This window comes from Gryllotalpicola ginsengisoli DSM 22003, assembly GCF_000419445.1.
In the GTDB taxonomy this organism is placed as follows: domain Bacteria; phylum Actinomycetota; class Actinomycetes; order Actinomycetales; family Microbacteriaceae; genus Gryllotalpicola; species Gryllotalpicola ginsengisoli.
Window position 1 is genome coordinate 1 of sequence record NZ_AULK01000011.1, and the last position, 18,494, is coordinate 18,494.

The 18,494-nt window shown below is 68.5% G+C and carries 20 protein-coding genes and 2 pseudogenes; 17 read left to right on the top strand and 5 right to left on the bottom strand.

The genetic code is table 11. From position 1 onward, the window contains the following. Positions 1 to 124: 124 nt before the first annotated feature. The 13 genes from H563_RS17105 (at position 125) to H563_RS17770 (ending at position 12,159) form a co-directional block, all read left to right on the top strand. A complete protein-coding gene (locus H563_RS17105; RefSeq protein ID WP_027479097.1) occupies positions 125 to 1,477 on the top strand; it encodes an ISL3 family transposase in 1,353 nt (450 codons plus the stop codon). Positions 1,478 to 1,652: 175 nt separating this feature from the next. Further along, a complete protein-coding gene (locus H563_RS16775; protein ID WP_022883054.1) occupies positions 1,653 to 2,654 on the top strand; it encodes a carbon-nitrogen hydrolase family protein in 1,002 nt (333 codons plus the stop codon). A 196-nt stretch (positions 2,655 to 2,850) separates the two neighbouring features. After that, positions 2,851 to 3,759 (top strand): helix-turn-helix domain-containing protein, encoded by a 909-nt coding sequence (locus H563_RS17495; protein ID WP_022883055.1) that lies wholly within the window; start codon positions 2,851 to 2,853, stop codon positions 3,757 to 3,759. A gap of 256 nt (positions 3,760 to 4,015) precedes the next feature. Next, complete coding sequence (locus H563_RS16785; RefSeq protein ID WP_081416306.1) at positions 4,016 to 5,095, top strand: ArdC-like ssDNA-binding domain-containing protein; 1,080 nt, start codon at positions 4,016 to 4,018, stop codon at positions 5,093 to 5,095. After that, entirely contained in the window at positions 5,095 to 5,991 is an 897-nt protein-coding gene (locus H563_RS16790) for a bifunctional DNA primase/polymerase (protein ID WP_033210901.1), read from the top strand. Before H563_RS16785 ends, H563_RS16790 begins: the two co-directional genes overlap by 1 nt. Next, complete coding sequence (locus H563_RS16795; protein ID WP_051142758.1) at positions 5,988 to 6,665, top strand: DUF2637 domain-containing protein; 678 nt, start codon at positions 5,988 to 5,990, stop codon at positions 6,663 to 6,665. The genes H563_RS16790 and H563_RS16795 overlap by 4 nt, the downstream gene beginning before the upstream one ends. Beyond that, the gene (locus H563_RS17500) at positions 6,662 to 7,102 is read left to right on the top strand and encodes a hypothetical protein (protein WP_022883059.1); all 441 of its coding nucleotides are present in this window, start codon (positions 6,662 to 6,664) and stop codon (positions 7,100 to 7,102) included. The genes H563_RS16795 and H563_RS17500 overlap by 4 nt, the downstream gene beginning before the upstream one ends. A gap of 80 nt (positions 7,103 to 7,182) precedes the next feature. Next, entirely contained in the window at positions 7,183 to 8,046 is an 864-nt protein-coding gene (locus H563_RS0113175) for a hypothetical protein (RefSeq protein ID WP_022883060.1), read from the top strand. Continuing rightward, a complete protein-coding gene (locus H563_RS0113180) occupies positions 8,043 to 9,122 on the top strand; it encodes a ParB/RepB/Spo0J family partition protein (RefSeq protein WP_022883061.1) in 1,080 nt (359 codons plus the stop codon). The genes H563_RS0113175 and H563_RS0113180 overlap by 4 nt, the downstream gene beginning before the upstream one ends. 73 nt (positions 9,123 to 9,195) lie before the next feature. Next, entirely contained in the window at positions 9,196 to 9,894 is a 699-nt protein-coding gene (locus tag H563_RS0113185; RefSeq protein ID WP_033210915.1) for a hypothetical protein, read from the top strand. Between the two features lie 12 nt (positions 9,895 to 9,906). Continuing rightward, positions 9,907 to 11,085: a M23 family metallopeptidase gene (locus tag H563_RS0113190; protein WP_022883063.1), complete on the top strand. Its 1,179-nt coding sequence runs from the start codon at positions 9,907 to 9,909 to the stop codon at positions 11,083 to 11,085. Then, on the top strand, positions 11,085 to 11,351 hold the full coding sequence (locus H563_RS0113195; RefSeq protein ID WP_022883064.1) for a DUF6112 family protein: 267 nt from the start codon (positions 11,085 to 11,087) through the stop codon (positions 11,349 to 11,351). Before H563_RS0113190 ends, H563_RS0113195 begins: the two co-directional genes overlap by 1 nt. A 94-nt stretch (positions 11,352 to 11,445) precedes the next feature. Then, positions 11,446 to 12,159 (top strand): amidase family protein, encoded by a 714-nt coding sequence (locus tag H563_RS17770; RefSeq protein ID WP_081416307.1) that lies wholly within the window; start codon positions 11,446 to 11,448, stop codon positions 12,157 to 12,159. A gap of 22 nt (positions 12,160 to 12,181) precedes the next feature. On the opposite strand, the gene H563_RS0113205 is transcribed toward H563_RS17770, so the two are convergent. Next, entirely contained in the window at positions 12,182 to 12,592 is a 411-nt protein-coding gene (locus tag H563_RS0113205) for a MarR family winged helix-turn-helix transcriptional regulator (RefSeq protein ID WP_211212396.1), read from the bottom strand. Positions 12,593 to 12,697: 105 nt separating this feature from the next. Here H563_RS0113205 and H563_RS0113210 point away from each other — a divergent pair, with 105 nt between their 5' ends. Further along, on the top strand, positions 12,698 to 13,072 hold the full coding sequence (locus H563_RS0113210) for a VOC family protein (protein WP_022883067.1): 375 nt from the start codon (positions 12,698 to 12,700) through the stop codon (positions 13,070 to 13,072). Here the strand turns inward: H563_RS0113210 and H563_RS17110 are convergent. The 3 genes and pseudogenes from H563_RS17110 to H563_RS17775 form a co-directional block, all read right to left on the bottom strand. Next, positions 13,050 to 13,688: pseudogene (locus tag H563_RS17110) on the bottom strand (MmyB family transcriptional regulator). The gene H563_RS0113210 and the pseudogene H563_RS17110 sit on opposite strands and share 23 nt — an antisense overlap. A gap of 40 nt (positions 13,689 to 13,728) precedes the next feature. Continuing rightward, complete coding sequence (locus tag H563_RS18345) at positions 13,729 to 13,944, bottom strand: helix-turn-helix domain-containing protein (RefSeq protein WP_245556858.1); 216 nt, start codon at positions 13,942 to 13,944, stop codon at positions 13,729 to 13,731. Between the two features lie 71 nt (positions 13,945 to 14,015). After that, positions 14,016 to 14,880, bottom strand: a pseudogene (locus H563_RS17775) (IS5 family transposase). Between the two features lie 480 nt (positions 14,881 to 15,360). Between H563_RS17775 and H563_RS17780 the strand changes: the two are divergent. Further along, positions 15,361 to 16,291 (top strand): IS5 family transposase gene (locus tag H563_RS17780; protein WP_135012748.1). Its coding sequence is split into 2 segments (ribosomal slippage): positions 15,361 to 15,735 and positions 15,737 to 16,291, totalling 930 coding nucleotides; the frame shifts between segments, so codons are not numbered across the junction. Here the strand turns inward: H563_RS17780 and H563_RS0113240 are convergent. Next, complete coding sequence (locus tag H563_RS0113240) at positions 16,288 to 16,581, bottom strand: hypothetical protein (protein ID WP_022883068.1); 294 nt, start codon at positions 16,579 to 16,581, stop codon at positions 16,288 to 16,290. The two genes, H563_RS17780 and H563_RS0113240, sit on opposite strands and share 4 nt — an antisense overlap. Before the next feature lie 108 nt (positions 16,582 to 16,689). On the opposite strand from H563_RS0113240, the gene H563_RS0113245 reads away from it, so the two are divergent. Together H563_RS0113245 and H563_RS0113250 are read left to right on the top strand one after the other, a co-directional pair. Further along, positions 16,690 to 16,959 carry a DUF6112 family protein gene (locus tag H563_RS0113245; RefSeq protein WP_022883069.1) on the top strand — a complete coding sequence of 90 codons (270 nt, stop codon included), beginning with the start codon at positions 16,690 to 16,692 and terminating at the stop codon, positions 16,957 to 16,959. A gap of 40 nt (positions 16,960 to 16,999) precedes the next feature. Then, positions 17,000 to 18,490 (top strand): conjugal transfer protein TrbL, encoded by a 1,491-nt coding sequence (locus H563_RS0113250; RefSeq protein WP_022883070.1) that lies wholly within the window; start codon positions 17,000 to 17,002, stop codon positions 18,488 to 18,490. The last annotated feature ends 4 nt before the right edge of the window (positions 18,491 to 18,494 follow it).

Sequence of the window (18,494 nt, forward strand, 5' to 3'; positions counted from 1 at the left end):
TGGCTCTTCGGACTTCGGGTGGGGGCTGGGGGTTGTGCCGGGCCGTGGCGTAGTGGTGTGAGGCGGGTCGAGGGCCCGAGGATCGGTAGCGACCAAGCAACCCTTCCCCGGGAGTCCTCGACCCGTGCCCGATGCTACGGGGTGCGCCGCCGCGTGCCCATCTTCTGTTGTCTACTGTGATCGTTGTGATGTGCTCGTCGGTCTCGGCGGGCTTCACGTCATCGCTGCGCAGCGCCGCGGCGATGGGGTGCTCGTCATCGATGTCGAGTCACCGCCGGGGTCGGTGGGGTGCCCGCGATGCGGGCAGGTCGCCGAGTCCAGGGGCCGTAAGACGCTCGTGTTGATCGACGCGCCGATGGGCGCAGGGCCGGTGCGGGTGCGATGGCGCAAGCGCCGGTGGCGTTGCGTCGATGATGCGTGCGCACAGAAGTCGTTCACCGAGCAGGACACTGCCGTTGCTGCTTCGCGGGCGCAGCTCACGGCCCGGGCCCTCTCGTGGGCGGTCGCTCAGATGCGGCGGGAGAACGCCTCGGTGCAAGGCATCGCCCGGCAGCTCGGGGTGTCCTGGAAAACGGTGTGGCGGCACGTCAAGCCGGTGCTGGAGCGCCGCGCAGCGGACGAGTCCCGCTTCACTGGTGTCACCACCCTTGGCGTCGATGAGCACCTCTGGCACCACGTCTCGACCAAGCCGGTCGAAGACGGCGGGCGGGGTCCGAAGGAACTGACCGGGATGGTCGATCTGACCCGTGACGCCAGCGGACGCGTCCGCGCCAGGCTGCTGGACCTCGTGCCCGGTCGTTCCGCGAAGGCCTACGCCGACTGGCTGCAGGAACGCGGCGAGCAGTTCCGCGACCAGGTGCAGATCGCGACGCTGGACCCGTTCGCCGGATACAAGAAGGCCCTCGATGATGAGCTCGACGACGCGGTCGCCGTGCTCGACGCTTTCCATGTCGTCAAGCTCGGCACCCAGGCCGTGGATGAGGTCCGTCGCCGCGTCCAGCAGGACACCCTCGGCCACCGTGGCCGCAGGGGCGACCCGCTCTACGGGATCCGCAACACCCTCCGCGCCGGACGCGAGAACCTCACCGACCGACAGACTCAGCGCCTCGCCGACGCGTTCGCCGGGCGGGAGGAGCACGTCGAGGTCGAGGTCGCCTACGAATGCGCCCAGAAGCTCCGCGACGCTTACCGCCGCGCTGACCTCGCCGAGGGCAAGAAGATCGCCGAGCAGGTGCTCGACTCGTTCCCGTCCTGCCCGATCCCCGAGATCGCCCGCCTCGGCAAGACCCTCACCCGCTGGCGGGACGCGTTCCTGGCCTACTGGACCACAGGTCGCTCATCCAACGGCGGCACCGAGGCCGTGAACGGACTCATCGAACTCGCCCGCCGCGTCGCCCGCGGCTTCCGCAACTACGACAACTACCGACTCAGAATGCTCCTCATCGCCGGCGGCCTCGACCCCACCACCCCCACCTGAAGTCCGAAGAGCCACATAAGTGCGAAAAAAGTTCAGCCTCAAGAGCGTCTCGTGAACGATGAGTTTCCGGCCCCCGGATTCTGCAGAAAGCGCCGACGCGACTGCAGAGTTCGCCTCACGCTGTCCTTCGCCGTGTGCCTACCGTGGTCCCACCCGTTCACGAAAGGAACCGGAGATGACTATCAGAATCGCCGCTGTCCAGGCCGAGCCCGTCTGGCTCGATCTTGCCGCCACCACTGCCAAGACAATACAGATCATCGAAGAGGCGGCGGCGGGCGGGGCCGAGCTCGTCGCGTTCCCCGAGACGTGGCTCCCCGGATACCCGATCTTTCTGTGGGCCTACCCTGTTCCGGAGCAGATGCCGTTCATCGCTCGGTATCACGCGAACTCTCCTAAGGTGGACGGACCGGAGGTCGCCGCGATCAGCGAAGCTGCTCGACGCAATGCCGTCACAGTTGTGCTCGGCCTGAGCGAGAAGGATCATGGGTCGCTGTACATGTCGCAGGCGATCATCGGTCCCGACGGCTCGCTGCTGCAGCATCGGCGCAAGCTAAAGCCAACCCACGCAGAGCGCACCCTGTTCGGCGAAGGTGATGGGTCTGGACTCAGCGTCGTAGACACCACGCTCGGCAAGCTCGGCGCGCTCAATTGTTGGGAACACCTCCAGCCGCTCGTGAAGTTCACAATGTACGCACAGCATGAACAGATCCATGTGGCCGCATGGCCGTGCTTCGGCATATTCGCCGAGCACCCTTCCCTGGGCAGCGAAGCATCGATGGCTGTGAGCCGCACCTATGCGCTTGAAAGCGGTGCGTTCGTCATTGTCTCTACGCAAATCATCAGTGATGAGGGGGCGCGCACGTTCCTCGTTGACGGGGCGCCGTCACAGATCATCGATGGCGGAGGCGGGTTCGCCCGGATATATGGCCCCGAGGGGGCGTTGCGAGCCTCATCGCTCGATCCAACCGTCGAAAGCATCGTCTACTCCGACATCGAACTGGCCGACATCGACCTCGCCAAGAGTTTCGCCGACCCCGTGGGCCACTACAGCCGTCCCGATGTCTTCGCATTCTCTGTCGACCGCAGCAAACGTAGTCCCGCGACGCTCGGAGAGGTCGAAACTACCTCTGCAACTGAACTGCCGAGCGAGATTCTCGCCGTTGACGGATCGCTCTGAGGTCATTCCAATCCGGTTTCGCCTGACTCTTCAGTCGGACCACCGCCTCCAGTACTACACGGCTCGCCGGGCGCTTTCTCGTAATCGCTGAGGAAGCCGGCGTGGTTGGTATGCGCTCGAGGCGGGGTGTACCGCGCACGTGTGTTCGACGCAGGTAGCTCCACCGGAAAGCGCGCCCCTGCGAGGTGACTTGCCGATGCGTATCACCGCGATCGAGATGGTGCGACGGTTGCCGACAGCGCGCGCGTTGTTACCGTTCGCGAAGATCGTCAATGTCGTCGATGGCGTCTGCGAGATCCGGACGAGGGAACGGAACGTGATCTTGCCGACGGGGTCTGCGGTTGCGGTCGGGGCTGGCAGGTGGTGTCAGTTGGTCCCGAAGCCTGAGGTGCGGGCCTGGACGGTGTACGCCGACGATGAACTGTGGCGAAGGCAGATGGAATGCTTTCTGCCGATCAAGCAGCGCCTCGTTCCTGGTCTTCATCCTGATGATTGGGATGGCGCGCCGCTCGTGCTGCACGTTGGGAAAGAGCGCTTACATGCACTGGAGCCGATATGGCGGCAGCTCAGCTTGCTCGATGCGAATCGTCAGCCGTTGGAGTTGGTGACCGCCCGCACGATCGAGTTCGTCGCGCGGTGGGTTGCCGAGGTCGTGCCTGTCTTCCTCGCCCCGGACGCCCGATCAGAAGGTCTCGTGGATGCGTGGCACCCTGTGGATGGTCGCCTGACCGACCCAGTGCTGGTCGGGCATATCGGGAAAGCAGTTCACGTGCTGCGCGCCAGGCTCGCCGAGCCGTGGACGGTGTCGTCGCTGGCGCGGGAGGTCGCACTGTCTCGCACACATCTGACTCGTTTGTTCGCCCGGTACGCGGGTGCACCGCCGATGCGATTTCTCACGGAGGTTCGCGTCACTGAGTTCACCCGACTTATCGAAGAGACCGACATGTCGCTCGCATGCGCGTCTCAAGCGGTGGGCTGGAGTGATCCACGGATAGCCTCGCGATGGTTCCGTCAACGATTCGGCGGTACCCCGTCGCAGTACCGCACTGCCCTGTCCATGCACGTCGAGAGCAGCGCCGCGTCGTTGAACTCGGCAGTCGGCTGACCGCACGTCTCAAGAAACTCGCCAGAACGACCGCGTTCTGCGTGACGCGAACCCTCTTTCCTCCCGGGGTCTCCCGCGTGTCCGCCGAGCAGCGTTAGGACGGGACAGACACGTCGGTTTCAGTGTGGATTCTGGCGGTCGCGCTGCCTGGCCGTCGTCCGCCTGGTCCTTCTGCGTTCCCTGGCGCACCTGATGTTCACGACGGGTCGTCTCGTCCGGTTGGTGACCCGTTGCCGGGAGGAGGTCTGTGGTGGCAATGAACGAGGAGGCGCGGGATGCGCGGGGTGCGAAGCTCGAAGAACTCCATGAGCGGTTGTCGGCTGCCGTCGACCTGCTTGTGTCGGGCGAGGACTGGAAGCGTGCGATCGCGTTCGCTGCCCGGTTCCGGGCGCGGTCGTTCCGCAACACGCTCCTGATCTTCGCCCAGCATCTCGACGCCTACGAGCAGGGCCGGGTCGCTGCCCCGGAGCCGTCGTATGTCGCCGGCTACAAGCAGTGGCAGATGCTGGGTCGTCAGGTGGAGCGGGGTCAGCCGGGGTATGTGATCTTCGCGCCGGTGACGGGCCGGTTCGCGTCGAGCAACCCGGCTGATCCTGAGTCGTGGCGGCGGCTGGGCCGGTTCGAGAAGCCGAAGCCCGGCGAGGCGGTGCGTTCCCGGATGGTCGGCGCGAGGCCCGCCTACGTGTGGGATGTGTCACAGACCAGCGGTGACCCCGTGCCCGAGGGTCCTGCCCCGATGTTGCTGAGAGGCGAGGCTCCTGAAGGGCTGTGGGACGGCCTTGCCTCCTTGGTGGAGGCTGAAGGGTTCACGGTGGTGCGCGTCGCGGATGAGCGGGAGATTCATGGCGCGAACGGCGTCACGGACTATACCAACCGCACGGTGACGGTGCGGTCGAACATGGATGGCGCCGCGCAGGTGAAGACCCTCGCGCACGAACTCGCACACATGAAGTTGCATGGCCCCGACAACCCGAATGCGACGGGGCATCGCGGGATCGGTGAGGTCGAGGCCGAATCGGTGGCGTTGATGATCGGTGCCGCGCACGGCATGGACACCACCGCCTACACGATCCCGTATGTCTCCGGCTGGGCGGGCACGGTGAACGACAAGGACCCGGCTGAGGTCGTGCAGGCCACCGGCGAACGCGTCCGCAAGACCGCAGGCGCGATCCTCGACGCCCTCGACACCGTCCAGGTCGGCACCGGCGACCCGCCCGGCCTGACCCGTGAGTCCGCCGCCCCGTCGCGAGGGGCCGGGACGGAGCGGACAGCTCCGACGCTGGTCGAACCGGCGCGTTCCTCGCGTGCGGCGGATGCCGCGGTGAGAGGGCTGTGATGAGCGTCCCCGGCGTCCTCGCTTCCCTCAGCGGGCTCCCGCTTCCGCAAGCCGCCGCACGGCTCGCGGCGGCGAGCGTGCCGGTGTTCCCGTGCGTGCCTGGTGAGAAGCGTCCACTCACCCGGCATGGGTTCCATGAGGCGAGCGCCGACCTGGCGCAGGTGGCGGCGTGGTGGCATCGCTGGCCGTCCGCGAACATCGGCATCCCCACCGGCACCGCGTCCGGGGTCGATGTCGTAGATGTGGACCGCAAGCCGGACGGGAACGGGTTCGACGCCTTCAGTCGTGCCCGCCGGGCGGGGCTCGTGGACGGGTGGGTGGCGGTGGTGCGCACGCCGTCCGGTGGCGCGCACTTCTACTACCCGGCCGACCCCGACCTGCCGCAGCCGTCGTGGCAGGCCGCCGCGGCACGTGTCGACTTCCGCGGCACCGGCGGGTACGTCATCGTCCCGCCCTCCACCGTCACGACCTTCCGCGGCCCGGCCGGGTACTCGCTTACCGCGGGCGGTGACCGGGAGCCGCGCCCGGTAGATGCGACGGCGTTGCGGGATTTCCTCGATCCGCGTCCCGAGCCCGTCGTGCATCGGGCGCGGGGTCCTGTTCGTTCAGAGGACGCGAGGCGGCTGGCTGACTGGGTGGGCATGCGCGCGGAGGGCGAACGCAACCGTGGCCTGTTCTGGGCCTCCTGCCGCCTCGCGGAGGCGGGCCTGTCGCTGCCGGAGATGGTCGATGCCCTCGCCCCGGCGGGTGAGCGGATCGGGTTGCCGCCGCGGGAGGTCGTCACGACGATCCGCTCCGCCTACCGCACCACCCACCTCCAACCCGCACCATCCAGCGTGGTACGGGACGATGATCTGCGGCGCGTGCCGCGTCTTGCTGGGCAGGTGCTCTCATGAACGCGCAGGCGCCGGCACCTGTGCGGTCGCGGGGTGGCCGGGTGGCGGTGGCGACGGCGGTCGCCGGGACTGTGTTCATCGCCGCAGGTGCGTTCTGGCTCTCCTTCACCGCCCTGGCGGACCTTGCCCGGCGTTCCGGGATCGGGGCAGGGCAGGCGTGGGCGTGGCCGTTGATCGTGGACGGGATCATCGTCGTCGCAACCGTCGCCGTCGTCGCGCTCGCCCGGCAGCGGTCGGCTTGGTATCCGTGGGTGCTGCTCGCTGCGGGTGCACTGGTGTCGGTGACGGCGAATGCGATCCATGCCGTCGTCGCCGCTGACGCCGATGTGCCCGGGGTGTTGGCGGCGGCGGTGGCGGCGGTGCCGCCGCTGGTGCTGCTGGCGATCACGCACCTCACCGTCATCCTCACCCGCCCGGCCTCCGAGCCCGTCCCGCCGCCGCTCGCCGACGAGGAAGAGCCGACGCCGGAGAGCGGTCTGTCCGAGCCACAGGCCGTCATTCCCGCGCCGGCGCCGGAGCAGACACCCGCGTGGGAGGTGGCGGTGCGGCTGCGGGATGCGGAGGGCTGGTCAAACAAGGCGATCGCCCGGCACCTCGGTGTGCACCCCTCCACCGTGGGCCGCTGGTTCGCACGCCCCGAACTCACCACCCGTGACGAACAGGAGACGCCATGAACGACGACCAGCACACGTACGTCGAGCCCACCGCTACGGCGCTGCACGAGCGAGACCGCGACCTTGCTGAGGAGACGTCGCGTGAAAGCGAGACGTCGGCGCTCGCCCAGCACCGCGACCCGTCCCTGACCACACGGGACACGGGGAGGGACGCGGCGAAGCGGCAGCGGCCGGGCGTGGAGTGGGTACGCCCGACAGACCTGATGGCCTTCCGTTCGGCGCGGATGGCCGGGCGGGGTATCGATTTTCAGGCAGAGCTTGCCCGCCGCGCACGCCGTGCGCCCGGCCAGGCGTACCGGGCGACCCGTGACGGGGCACGGTCGGGGGCGTGGTTCGTGAGCGAGCGGGCGCGGCGACTGCCGCCGGTGACCGCGTTCGGTCGCGGTGGCGGGGAGCGGTTCTCACGGGTGTCGGGCTCCGGGATCAGGCTGGGGTAACCGCCATGCACGCCCCCAGCCGATCCGTGAGCACGCCCGCTGGGGAGCGTGTGCGCACCTGCCTGTCAGGAGGTGCTTCCATGCAGACTGCATCAGACCGCGGCAGGCGGAATCGTTTCGACGACTCCGAGGCGCTGCGCGCCCTGCTGAACCGGCTCCACGAAGCGGGCCGTGAGGCGTGGCAGCGTGACCCGGAAGCGGCGGCGCTGATGGAGCACGCCGCGAACAAGTACGCCGCCCTCGCCCGCAAGCACGGCCTCGACCCCTGGGAGGCCGCATCGGCCGCGTTCGAGGCGATGCGGGGAGCGGCGACCCGGCGGGCGGATGACCCGTGGGCGGTGGTGACGCGGGCGGTGCAGGTGACCTGCACCGCCGAGGAACGCGGCAACGGGCTGCTGTGCTCCGTCCATCAGGCCCGTCGCCCGAAGTACTCGGTGTTCCACGACCCGGAGCGGTTCAGCGACCGCGAGAACCCCCTGCCCGACTACCACCCGGCATTCTCCTTCGACCCGTTCACCGACCCCGACGATGATCAGGATGACGAGCGTCCGGTGCACGAGCCGGCGATGAACGTCACCGCCGCGATCGACGACACGATCGCGTTCCTCTCGTGGGTTGGTTGGGAGCCCTCGACCGCCCGGGCCGCGGTCGAGTACATCACCACGAGACTTGCGGAGTCGGTGACGCGGGCCTCAGCATTCGAGGTGCTCCGCCGCGACCGGCAGGCCCGCGCGCTCCTGGACCTCCCAGGTAGGTCGTGGACGGCACTGCTGCAGATCGTGCTCGGAAACCCCGACCCGACCCTCGCGCACACCAACACCGGGCGCGGGTTGCTCGTGCGGCTGCTGATCGGCCAGCCCCTGCGCGCCCTCCTCACCGACGACGACCTCGTGATCGCGGCCGGGCTCGCCGCCCCACTCCTGACAGGGGGCGAGGAGTCATGAGCACGGTGCCGGCGGGACACATCGAACTGGAGCGCGCGGTCGACTCCATCATCGTCGGCCGCCGGCACCGGCAAGACCACGGCGACCTCACGCCCTTGGTTGAGTCGATCCGCCGCAACGGGCTGCTTCAGCCCATCACGATCACCCTCGACGGGCACCTGATCTGCGGGGCGCGGCGCCTAGCGGCGCTGAAACTGCTCGGCGTCAAGACCGTCAACGTCTGGGTCAGGTCCGGGATCTCCGACCGGCTCGGGGAACTCCTCGCCGAACAAGACGAGAACGTCCTGCACAAGCCGCTCACCCAGCTCGAAGCCGCCGCCCTCTACCGCGAGCTCAAGACCCTACTCGCCGAAGACGCCGCCCGCCGCCAGGAGGCCACCCGATTCCATGCCACCGACGACGATGGACAGGACGGTGGTGGCAAGTTGCCACCACCGCAGTTCGAGCACGGCAAGTCCCGCTCGCAGGCAGCGATCATGATCACCGGCCGCGACTCCCACAAGACGCTGGAGCGCATCGGCAGGATCGAAGCCCTCGCGTCCGACGAGTCTCAGCCCGAGTCGGTGCGTCGGCAGGCGGCCGAGGAAGTCGCACGGTTACGGGCCGGTGGGAAGGTCTATCCCTCGCACCTGCGCGTGAATGCCGAACTGTCTCTGGCGGAGCTCGACCTGCTCGCCGCGGACCCTTCCCAGCCCGTCGAGATGCGGGAACGGGCACGGGTTGAGGCGAATGCGGTGCGGGCTGCGGAGCAGGAAGCTCGGGCGGCGGAGCTGGAGCAGCTGGCCAAGGCCGCGCTCGCCCGCGTCAAAGCAGCCAAGGCGGCCGGGAAGAAGAAGCCGGCTCGGCCCGCGCTGACGGCGGTGAAGACCGGGGAGCCGGTACCGTTCCCGCTGACCGCGTTCCTGGCCACCTGGGACGACATGGCCGGATGGTGGACCCACTACGACCCCGCCGACGTCGGCCCCGCTCTCACCGCCGAGCAGTGGGCAGGGTTCGAGGAGACCATCGCCGGGACCATCGCGTTCGCCGATGCCGCACGCACGGCACGGCAGGACCGGGCCGAGCACATCTCCTGAACCCGGTGACGGGCAGCACACCTTCCTGGCAACCACGCATCCGCTGTTGCCGCCCGGGAAGGACCCCGTGCTCATGGACCCCGCCACGTCTAAGGACCGTCGCCGTCACCGCCTGCTGATCGCCGCCACCGCCGGCGGCCTCGCCCTGCTCTTGCTCGTCGGAGTCGGCATCTATGGGCTCGTCCGCGGCCCCGACGCACCGTCGGACCCCGCGCGGAGCGATCGGCCTTCCAGCACCGCGCCCGTAGCACCGGCACCGACACTCGGCGCAGAGCCGGAGCCGCTGGATCAGCACCTTGGGCCGGAGGCGTTCGCCCGAGCGGTCGCAGAGGCGCTGTTCACCTGGGACACGACAACCGGAGTTGCGCCGTCGGACTACGCGCAGGTGCTCGCGGACGCCGCGCACGGCAGCGAGGCCGACGCCTTCGTCGGCGATGTCCGGGCCTACCTGCCGACGAACGATACGTGGGCGCAGCTGGGCACCTACGCGGCTCGGCAGTGGCTGACCATCGACGAGGTGTTCGTCCCCGAGTCGTGGGAGACCGCCGTCGAGCAGGCCGCCCCCGGCCAGATACCCGATGGTACGGTCGCGTACACCATCGAGGGCGCGCGGCACCGGGACGGCATCTTGGGCACCGACCCCGTCGAGGCATCCCGCCCGGTCTCCTTCACCGTGTTCCTCGTCTGCACCCCGCCCACGCCCGGCCGCGGTGCTGGGTCCGGGTCGTGTGAGGTGCTGCGGCTCTCACAGCTCGACAACCCTCTCCGCTGAGCCGAGGCCGAGATGAAGAAACTCGCGCTCCTCGCCCTCACGCTGCTGCTCCTCGGGCCGTCCACGATCCTGCTGGGCGTTGCCACGCTCGGCGGCACGCCTGCGACCGCCACAGTCTGCACACCCGGGGCACTCGCGCTCGGTCCGATCCCGGACTCGCTGACCGCGTCGACCCGTACCGGGGAGACGGTCACGCTGAACCGGCAACAGCTCACCCACGCCGCGACGATCATCACGATCGGAGGACAGACCGCCGGCGTCAGCCGCGAAGGGGTGATTATCGCGCTGATGGCCGCGCTGACCGAGTCGACCCTGCGAATGCTCGCCAACACCAGCGCCTATCCCGAGTCGGCGGAGTACCCCAACGACGGCGACGGCTCGGATCACGACTCGCTCGGGCTGTTCCAGATGCGCCCGGCCAGCGGATGGGGCACCGTCGCAGAGCTCATGGACCCCACCTACCAGGCGCGAGCCTTCTACGGCGGCGAGTCCGGCCCGAACTACCCATCGCCGCGGGGCCTGCTCAATATCCCCGGCTGGCAGCAGATGGACCCCGGCGAAGCCGCCCAAGCCGTCGAAGTCAGCGCCTACCCCGACCGGTACCAGAACTACCAGCCGGTCGCCGAGGCCATCCTCACCGCACTGACTCGGCCTGCTCCTTCCGGCAACGGCGGCGGGGACGAGACGCCCGTCGTCCCCGAGACAACGCGCATCGTCTTCCCTCTCCCCGAGGGCACCTGGGTGCGGACCAGCCCGTTCGGATGGCGCGATGACCCGATCACCGGCGAACGCCGCTTCCACGCAGGCTCCGACTTCGCCGCCGCCGACGGCACCCCCATCTACGCCGTCGCAGATGGCGTAGTCGTGCAAGCCGGATACACCGACGCAGGCGGCGGAGTCATCGTCATCGAACACACCGTCCACGGCGAGCCGGTCGCGTCGATGTACGTGCACATGTGGTCGCACGGCATCCACGTCACAGAAGGCGACACCGTGACCGCAGGCCAGCACATCGGAGACGTCGGCTCCTCCGGCCACTCCACCGGCCCTCACCTCCACCTGCAAATCCACCCCGGCGGCGCAAACGCCGACCCGGTGGACGCCGACGCCTGGCTCACCGACCACGGCGCCGAAGGCATCACCGGCGGCGACACCACACCCGCGCTCTGCACGGCAGGAGGGGGTGCGTGATGGACGTGTTCCCCGACTTCGGCAGCGTCGGCGGCACAGCCAGCCTCCGCGAGATCGTCGGCGCGCTGCTCATGTTCGTCCTCGTCACCGCCGTGCTCATGCTCATCGTCTGCGCCATCACCTGGGCGATCGCCTCCTCCAACGGCAACTACCAGGCAGCGACCAAGGCCCGCGCCGGCCTGCTCGTCTCGGTCGGTGCCGCAGCCCTCGCCGGCGCCGGGGTCGCGTGGCTCAACTTCCTGCTGGACGTCGGCACCCAGCTCTAGGTAATGACCGCCGGCCCAGAAACACCGTTCATCGGACAGACCCGGTTTCTCCCCCGGAGAGTGGAATCCGTCACCCGGACCGCGCGCGTTCAGCGTGCCTCTCACGATCGGGCTGCTCCTGGAAGCTCCGGGAGGCACGGCGGTCGATGACGATTACGTGCAGGCCACGTCGGATGCCGCTGAGGTGCTGTCTGCAATAGGGCATCGTGTCGTGCGTGTGCGGCCCACCGAAGAGGTCAGGAGGGTCGGCTCCGTCTTCGGCGCGATCGCCGGGGCACATCTGGCCAGGCTCCTGAGCGATGGAGAAGACCTCGATCCGGACGTGCTCGAACCGGTGACTGCAGAGGTCGTGCGGGCGGGGCGGAGCATGACAGCCGTCGAACTCCTGCGTGTCCTGACGGAACTGCACGCTCTCAGCTACGCCTTCGCCGATCACTTCTCGGGCGTCGACGTCGTCCTGTCCCCCACGACAGCTCAGCCTCCGCCGCTCATCGGGACGATGAGCACGGACCGCCCCGCAGCGGTGCACTTCGCAGAGCTCTTCTCGGTCTCTCCGTTCGCTGGCATCTTCAACGTCACCGGGGGTGCCGCTCTCTCCGTCCCGTGGGGCCTCGATCCGCGTGGTCTGCCTGTGGGAATCCACCTCGGCGCCGCCATCGGTGACGACGAGCTCATACTCACGCTGGGGGAACAGTTGGAGAACGCTCGCCCCGATCTGACGCGACTGCATCCGCCGGATGCTTGTGGGCCCGGGAATGGGCGACTCCAAACAACACAGGACAGGCCGGCAGACAGAGCCGGCAAGTAGCCCGCCATCGACGCCGAGAAGGTCACCGCGATGACTCTCTGGCAAGTGCATCCCGACATGCGCTGAGCAGTGCGTGGAGCTCGTTGCGCTGCTCCTGCCCGAGGTGCTCGGTCATGGCGCCGACGACGTCCGACACCGCGTTGTCGGCGCGTGCCAGGATTTCGGTTGCCGCGTGAGTGAGCATGGCTCCGCGTTCACGACGCGGGCCGGGCTCGGGGGCCCGCTCAACGAGGCCGTGCCTCTCCAACCCTTGAACGAGCACGTTCATCGACTGGCGCGACACGAAGGTGCGCCGAGCCAGCTCTGATCCGGTGATGCCGGGCTCTTCGTGCAGGTTCCGCAGGCAGGCGTACTGAGAGACGCTGAGCCCGAGTGGACGCAGCACCTCATCCATCCGCTGGTTCAAGACAGCCTGGGTCTCCTTGATCAGCACGCCCAGCTGATCCGGAGACACGTATCCTCCCGACTTCATGTCAACAGTTTGACACACAATCCAGTCAGTGTCAGCATGTTGACACCCCGATGATTGGAGAAACTCATGAACAGCACGACCAGCGGCCCGGACTTCGTCTCGTTTCAGGTGCGCGATCTCGAGGCCTCCGCAGCGTTCTACGAGCACACCGTGGGCATGGTGCGGCTGCCTGCGCCGAACCCGGACGCCGCGGTGTTCTCGGCAGGGGACGCGACCTTCGCAGTGCGCGTCCCATTGCCTGGTGTCGACCTCGACGCCATCCCTCAACCGGGCGCCGGCATCGGCGTCTGGTTTCGCAACGAGGACGCGGCTGGCCTCCACGAGCGCCTGAGCACCCAGGGCGTGGTGATCGTGCAGGGGCCGCTCGAAGGACCGTTCGGCACGCAGTTCTCCTTCCGAGACCCCGACGGCTACATCGTCACGGTGCACTCGAAGGGCTGATCCGCCGGTCGGCGCCGGCCGGTGCGCTCGCGGTCGGCGCCGACGCGAGAAGCCGCAGCGCGTGCTCCGACGGGCTTACCGTCTCAGCGCGGTAGACGAACACCGTCTGTTCGGGGTCGTCGCCGGGCGTGAGCGCCTGATAGGTGATGGTGAGCTCGCCGACGAGCGGATGGCGGTAACTCTTGGTGCCGGCGCTGCGTCGGTGGACGCGGTTGCGCGCCCAGAGGCGTCAGAAGTCGGGGCTGTGGATCGCCAGCTCGCCGACCAGGCGGCCGAGCGCCGGATCATCGGGGTGGTCCCCGGCGTCCATGCGCAGCATCGCGGCGGTATCGGCCGCGACCTGTCCCCCGTCGGCGTACAGGTCTCGTGCATGCGGGTCAAGGAAGACGAACCTGGCCTGGTTGCGCTCGGACACGGGCATGCCCTCGAAGTCCGCGATGAGCAGGCCGGCGAGGCGGTTGTGCGCCAGAACGTCCAGGCGTCGGCCGAGGACGAAGGCCGGTCGCAACGAGGCCTCGAACACGTCCAGGAGCGCCCGTGTCTCCGGATGCAGCCGCTGCGGTTTGTCCGAGCGCGGACGGGCTGGCCGCTGCCTGGCGATGGCGTGCATATGCATGCGCTCGGCGTCGTCGAGCTGAAGCGCTCCGGCGATCGCGTCAAGGACCCTCTGGTGATGCGCTCTTGCTGCGCCCCTGTTCCAGGCGGGTGTAATAGTCGACGCTCACGCCGGCCAGCATCGCGAGCTCCTCCCGCCGCAGCCCCTCCACCCGGCGACGCCCGGCAGCATCGGAGATCCCAGCACGCTCGGGTGTCAGACGACCCCGTGCTGCGCGAAGGAAGTCCGCCAGTCGGGGTTCCGGGTGCTCGGGCATGTCTCCAGTTTCCCAGGTGTCACGGCGGCATGACGACGCGAAGGGTGCCCAATCTGTCCTAGGCCGTGTTGCTAATTCCATTGCAGAGCGGCGGAGAGGCAGATCCCTGCCGCGTATGACCGGGCGGTCTTGTCGTAGCGGGAAGCGAGTCCGCGTCACTGCTTCACGAAGCTGAAGCACCGCTCGACGACGTTGCGGCCCTTGTAGCGCTCCCGTTGGTCATCGCCGAAGTCGATCGGACGGCCCGGCCGCTTGCGACGGTGCGCGATCTGGTCGTCGCGTTCGGGGATCGTGGCCTTGACGCCGCGCTCGCGCAGCCAGGCCCGGTTCTTCTTCGACGGGTAGCCCTTGTCCGCGAGCACCCTGTCCGGTCTTGTGCGCGCGGGCTCCCGGCCGGGGATGTGGATCTCGTCGAGTACGCAGGTGAACATGCTCGTGTCCGCGACCTGCCCGCCAGTGAGGACGAACGCCAGCGCCCGGGCCTTCCCGCCGCAGACGAGATGGATCTTCGTCGTCAAACCACCCCGTGACCGGCCGATCGCGTGGTCAGGAGGCTCTGGCCCGGACTTCTTGTAGTTCGACGGATCCCCCTGTGACCCGGGGCAAGGTCGCGCCATGCTGATGGACACGCGCGATCAAGGAATCCACCGACACGACCCAGTCGATCTCGCCAGCGAGCGACGCCCGCTTCTGCACGTGGGTGAGCAGGTCCTCCCAGACGCCGTCGCTCGCCCACCGGCGGAAGTTCTTGTAGATCGTGTTCCAGCTCCCGAACCGATCGGGCAGGTCTCGCCACGCCGAACCCGTCCGGAACCGCCACGCGGTCGCCTCGACCACTGTGCGCCGATCCACCGGAGGACGGCCCCGTGTCCTCACCGGCGGGAACACGTCCCGGATCAGCTCCCAGACCTCGTCCGTGATGACATCTCGCGACACGACTCAAGAATCACCCGAAGGCTCCACACCCACATTTAGCAACACGGCCAGGCCGTGTTGCTGACGCTGCTGATGAACCAGTGTAGTGTCGCGGCGAGACAGAGGCCGGCGTGGCAGTTGCGGGCGGTCTTGTCTGATCGCAGACCAGGTGATTCTTCGTCGTCAGCCCGCCACGGGAGCGGCCGATCGCGTGATCAGGCGGCTCGTCACGAACTTCTTGCAGTTCGACAGACACCCCGGCGATGCGCGGCAGCGTCGCACCGTGCTGATGCACGCGCACGATCGTGGAGCCGATCGAGATGGCCCAATCCAGGTCTCCGGACTGCTGCGCGAGGACTTGCGTCTCCTCCGGCGCCTGCGCACACACGCCCTGCTCGGACCATCGCGGTCGCTTCGACGACGGTGTGTCGATCCACAGGCGGGCGGCTAGGTAGGGCGTGTCTCCCATATGCATCGTGAGGTTCGCGGCAGTCTGGTGGGGTGAGGTCGACGGGTTCTCGATATCGGGTGTTCACGGATGCGCAGTGGAAGCGGATCGCTCCGCTGTTGCCGTCCAATGCCGGGCGGCGTGGTCACCCGTTCGGTGACGACCGGCGGGTTGTGGAGGGCATCGCGTACCGGTTCCGCACCGGGATCCCGTGGCGTGACTTGCCCCGCGAGCAGTTCGGACCGTGGCAGACGGTGTGGAAGCGGCATCGCCGTTACGCCGGTGACGGGACGTGGGATCGGGTGCTGGCGCAGATGCTCGCCGAGGCCGACGCGGCCGGGAAGATCGACTGGGCGGTGTCAATCGATGCGACGATCGCGCGTGCGCATCAGCATGCGACGAACACCACCCGCCCCGAGCAGGACACAGGGGGCAGGATCGAATCACAAGAATCTGCCCTGGCACGAGATTGAACCGCCCGGTCACGGTATCGGCCGCTCCCGCGGCGGTCTGACCACGAAGATCCACCAGGCCGTCGATGGGCACGGCCGCCCGCTCGCGATGATCGTGACCGGCGGGCAGCGCAACGACGGAGCGATGCTCATCCACGTGCTCGGCGAGATCCAGGTTCCCCGGCTTGGCCCGGGTCGCCCACGAACCCGACCCGACGCCGTGATCGCCGACCGTGCCTACGCGACCGGAGTCATCCGCAGCGAGCTGCGCCGCCGCAAGGTCAAGGCCGTCATTCCCGACAAGCGCGACCAGATCATCGCACGAAAACGGCGCGGGAGTCGCGGCGGTCGCCCGCCCGGGTTCGACGCCACCGCCTACCGCGGTCGCAACGTGATCGAGCGATTCTTCGCACTCGCGAAGCAGTGGCGCGGCATCGCGACCCGCTTCGACAAACTCGCCATCACGTACCGCGCCGGCGTCACCCTCTGCGCCATCCTCACCTGGGTCCGACTATTGGGAGACACGACCTAGCGGCGTCGCCCTTGGGAGGCGAGAAGTTCTCTGGCACGTGCGGCCTCGGCATCCAGGAGATCGTCAGCGTCTCCTAGCTGCTCGATGGTCGCGAGTGCGTCGGTAAGGACGCGGCGCGCTTCGTGCACGTCGTGCGTATGCAGAAGGTCTCCCAGAACGATCATCGCCCGTACCCGCAGCGCGCCGGCCGGAGTCGTGCTGAGCAGGCTCCTCAGGGTCGCCTCTGCGCCGGAGGCGTCACCACGGTCCGCCTGCATCAGCGCCTTCTGAAACACCAGCTCACCGGTCACACCGTTCAGCCTACGAGCAGCGCGCGGGCTTGAGGCCGAAGCCTGCGGGGGTCGCGGGGTGCACCTGACCGTCGAGAACCCCTTCTCGTCACCAGTCAGGAGCACTCCGTGATCGACATCGACCCCAACAGCTCGGGCCTTCCCGGCATCGAGCAACTGCGCATCATCGTCGGCGCCGTCATGACCGTCGGCCTCATCCTCAGCGTCTTGGCCCTGATCATCTCCGCGATCGTGTGGGGCTTCGGCGCCAACTCCTCCAACCCGCACCTCGCCTCGCGCGGGAAGGTCGGCGTGCTCGTCTCATGCGGCGCGGCGATCATCTGCGGTGCCGCGGTGACGCTCATCAACTTCTTCTGGGGCGTCGGACAGGCCGTGTGATGACCACCCGACATGACTCCCGGCCGCGGGGGTGGCTGCGGTGAGCGTCTGCGATGTCCCAGTCATCTCCTCCGTCTGCGAGGCCGTCGGCGAAGGCACCGCCTCCCTGATCGCCGCCCCGTTCGACTGGCTCGCCCAAGCGATGGCTGGTGCCGCCGCGTGGCTGTTCGAGGCGGTCTGGTGGGTCTTCGACACAACGACCCTCGTGGACGTCACCAGCGCCGAGTACGTGGACGTCTACAACGTCCTGTTCGGTGTCGCCGTGTTCATCATGCTCGTGTTCTTCTGCCTCCAGCTCATCACCGGGCTCATCCACCGTGACCCGACCGCCCTGTCCCGTGCCGCGCTCGGCCTCGCCAAGAGCGTGCTCGGATCGTTCCTGGTCATCACGCTGACCGCTCTGCTGCTGGAAGTGACGGACCAGGTCGCGGTCGGGATCGTGCAAGCGACCGGCATCACGATGGAAGACATGGGGACCCAGATCGGGCTCCTCGCCGCCGGGCTGGCCACCATCAACATCACCGCTCCCGGAGTCGGCGCGATCATCACGATCTTCCTCGCCGGGCTTGCCATCTCGGCGGCGGCGATCGTGTGGTTCTCCCTCCTGATCCGCAAGGCCCTGCTGCTGGTCGCGATCGTGTTCGGGCCGGTCGCCCTCGCGGGGGCGACGTGGGATGCGACCAAGGGCTGGTTCGCCAAATGGGCGACGTTCGTCATCGCCCTGATCTTCTCCAAGCTCGTGCTCGTCGTGATCTTCCTCGTCGCGATCGGGCAGGTGTCTGCCCCGATCGAGGCCGACCTTGCCTCCATCTCGGATCCGATCGCGGGGGTGGTGTTGATGTTCATCGCCGCGTTCGCCCCGTACATCACGTACAAGTTCCTGTCGTTCGTCGGGTTCGACATGTATCACGCGATGAGTTCGGAGCAGGAGGCGAAGTCGGCGCTGAACCGGCCCGTGCCGGTGCCGTCTGCGCCGAAGGCTGACTCGGCCAAGAAGGTGCTCGACGGCGGCTCCGATCCCGGTGGCACGCCCCCGAGCGGAGGCGGCTCAGCACCGCCTCCCACCTCGTCTGCGGCACCCGCCAGCGCAGGAGCCGGGGCTGCAGGGACCGGGGCTGCCGCATCCTCGACCGGAGCGGGGGCCGGAACCGGGGCGAGTGCGGGAGCCGGAGCCGGGACCGCAGGTGCAGCGGGTGCAGGTGCTGCCGCCGGGCCTGTGGGTGCTGCGGTCGTCGTCGGCGGTGCGGTGGTGAAGGGTGCGGCGACCGCCGGCCCGAGGGCTGGCAATGCGGTCGGTGGAGCGGCCGACGGTCAGGCCGGTGCGGCCGCGGAGCAGGCATCCCCGCCGCCGGTTCCGCCGTCGCAAGGCACCCAGCCCTCTCGTTCCGCACCGTCGACGCCGCCCCCGACCGCACCGTCCTCGGCACCGCCGTCCGGACCGTCCACCGGTTCGGCGGAGTCCTCGCCTGCGCCGCGGCGCCGGTCGGACCCGCCGCCTCCGCCGTCGTCCAAGCCGACCGGGAAGGGGTGACCTG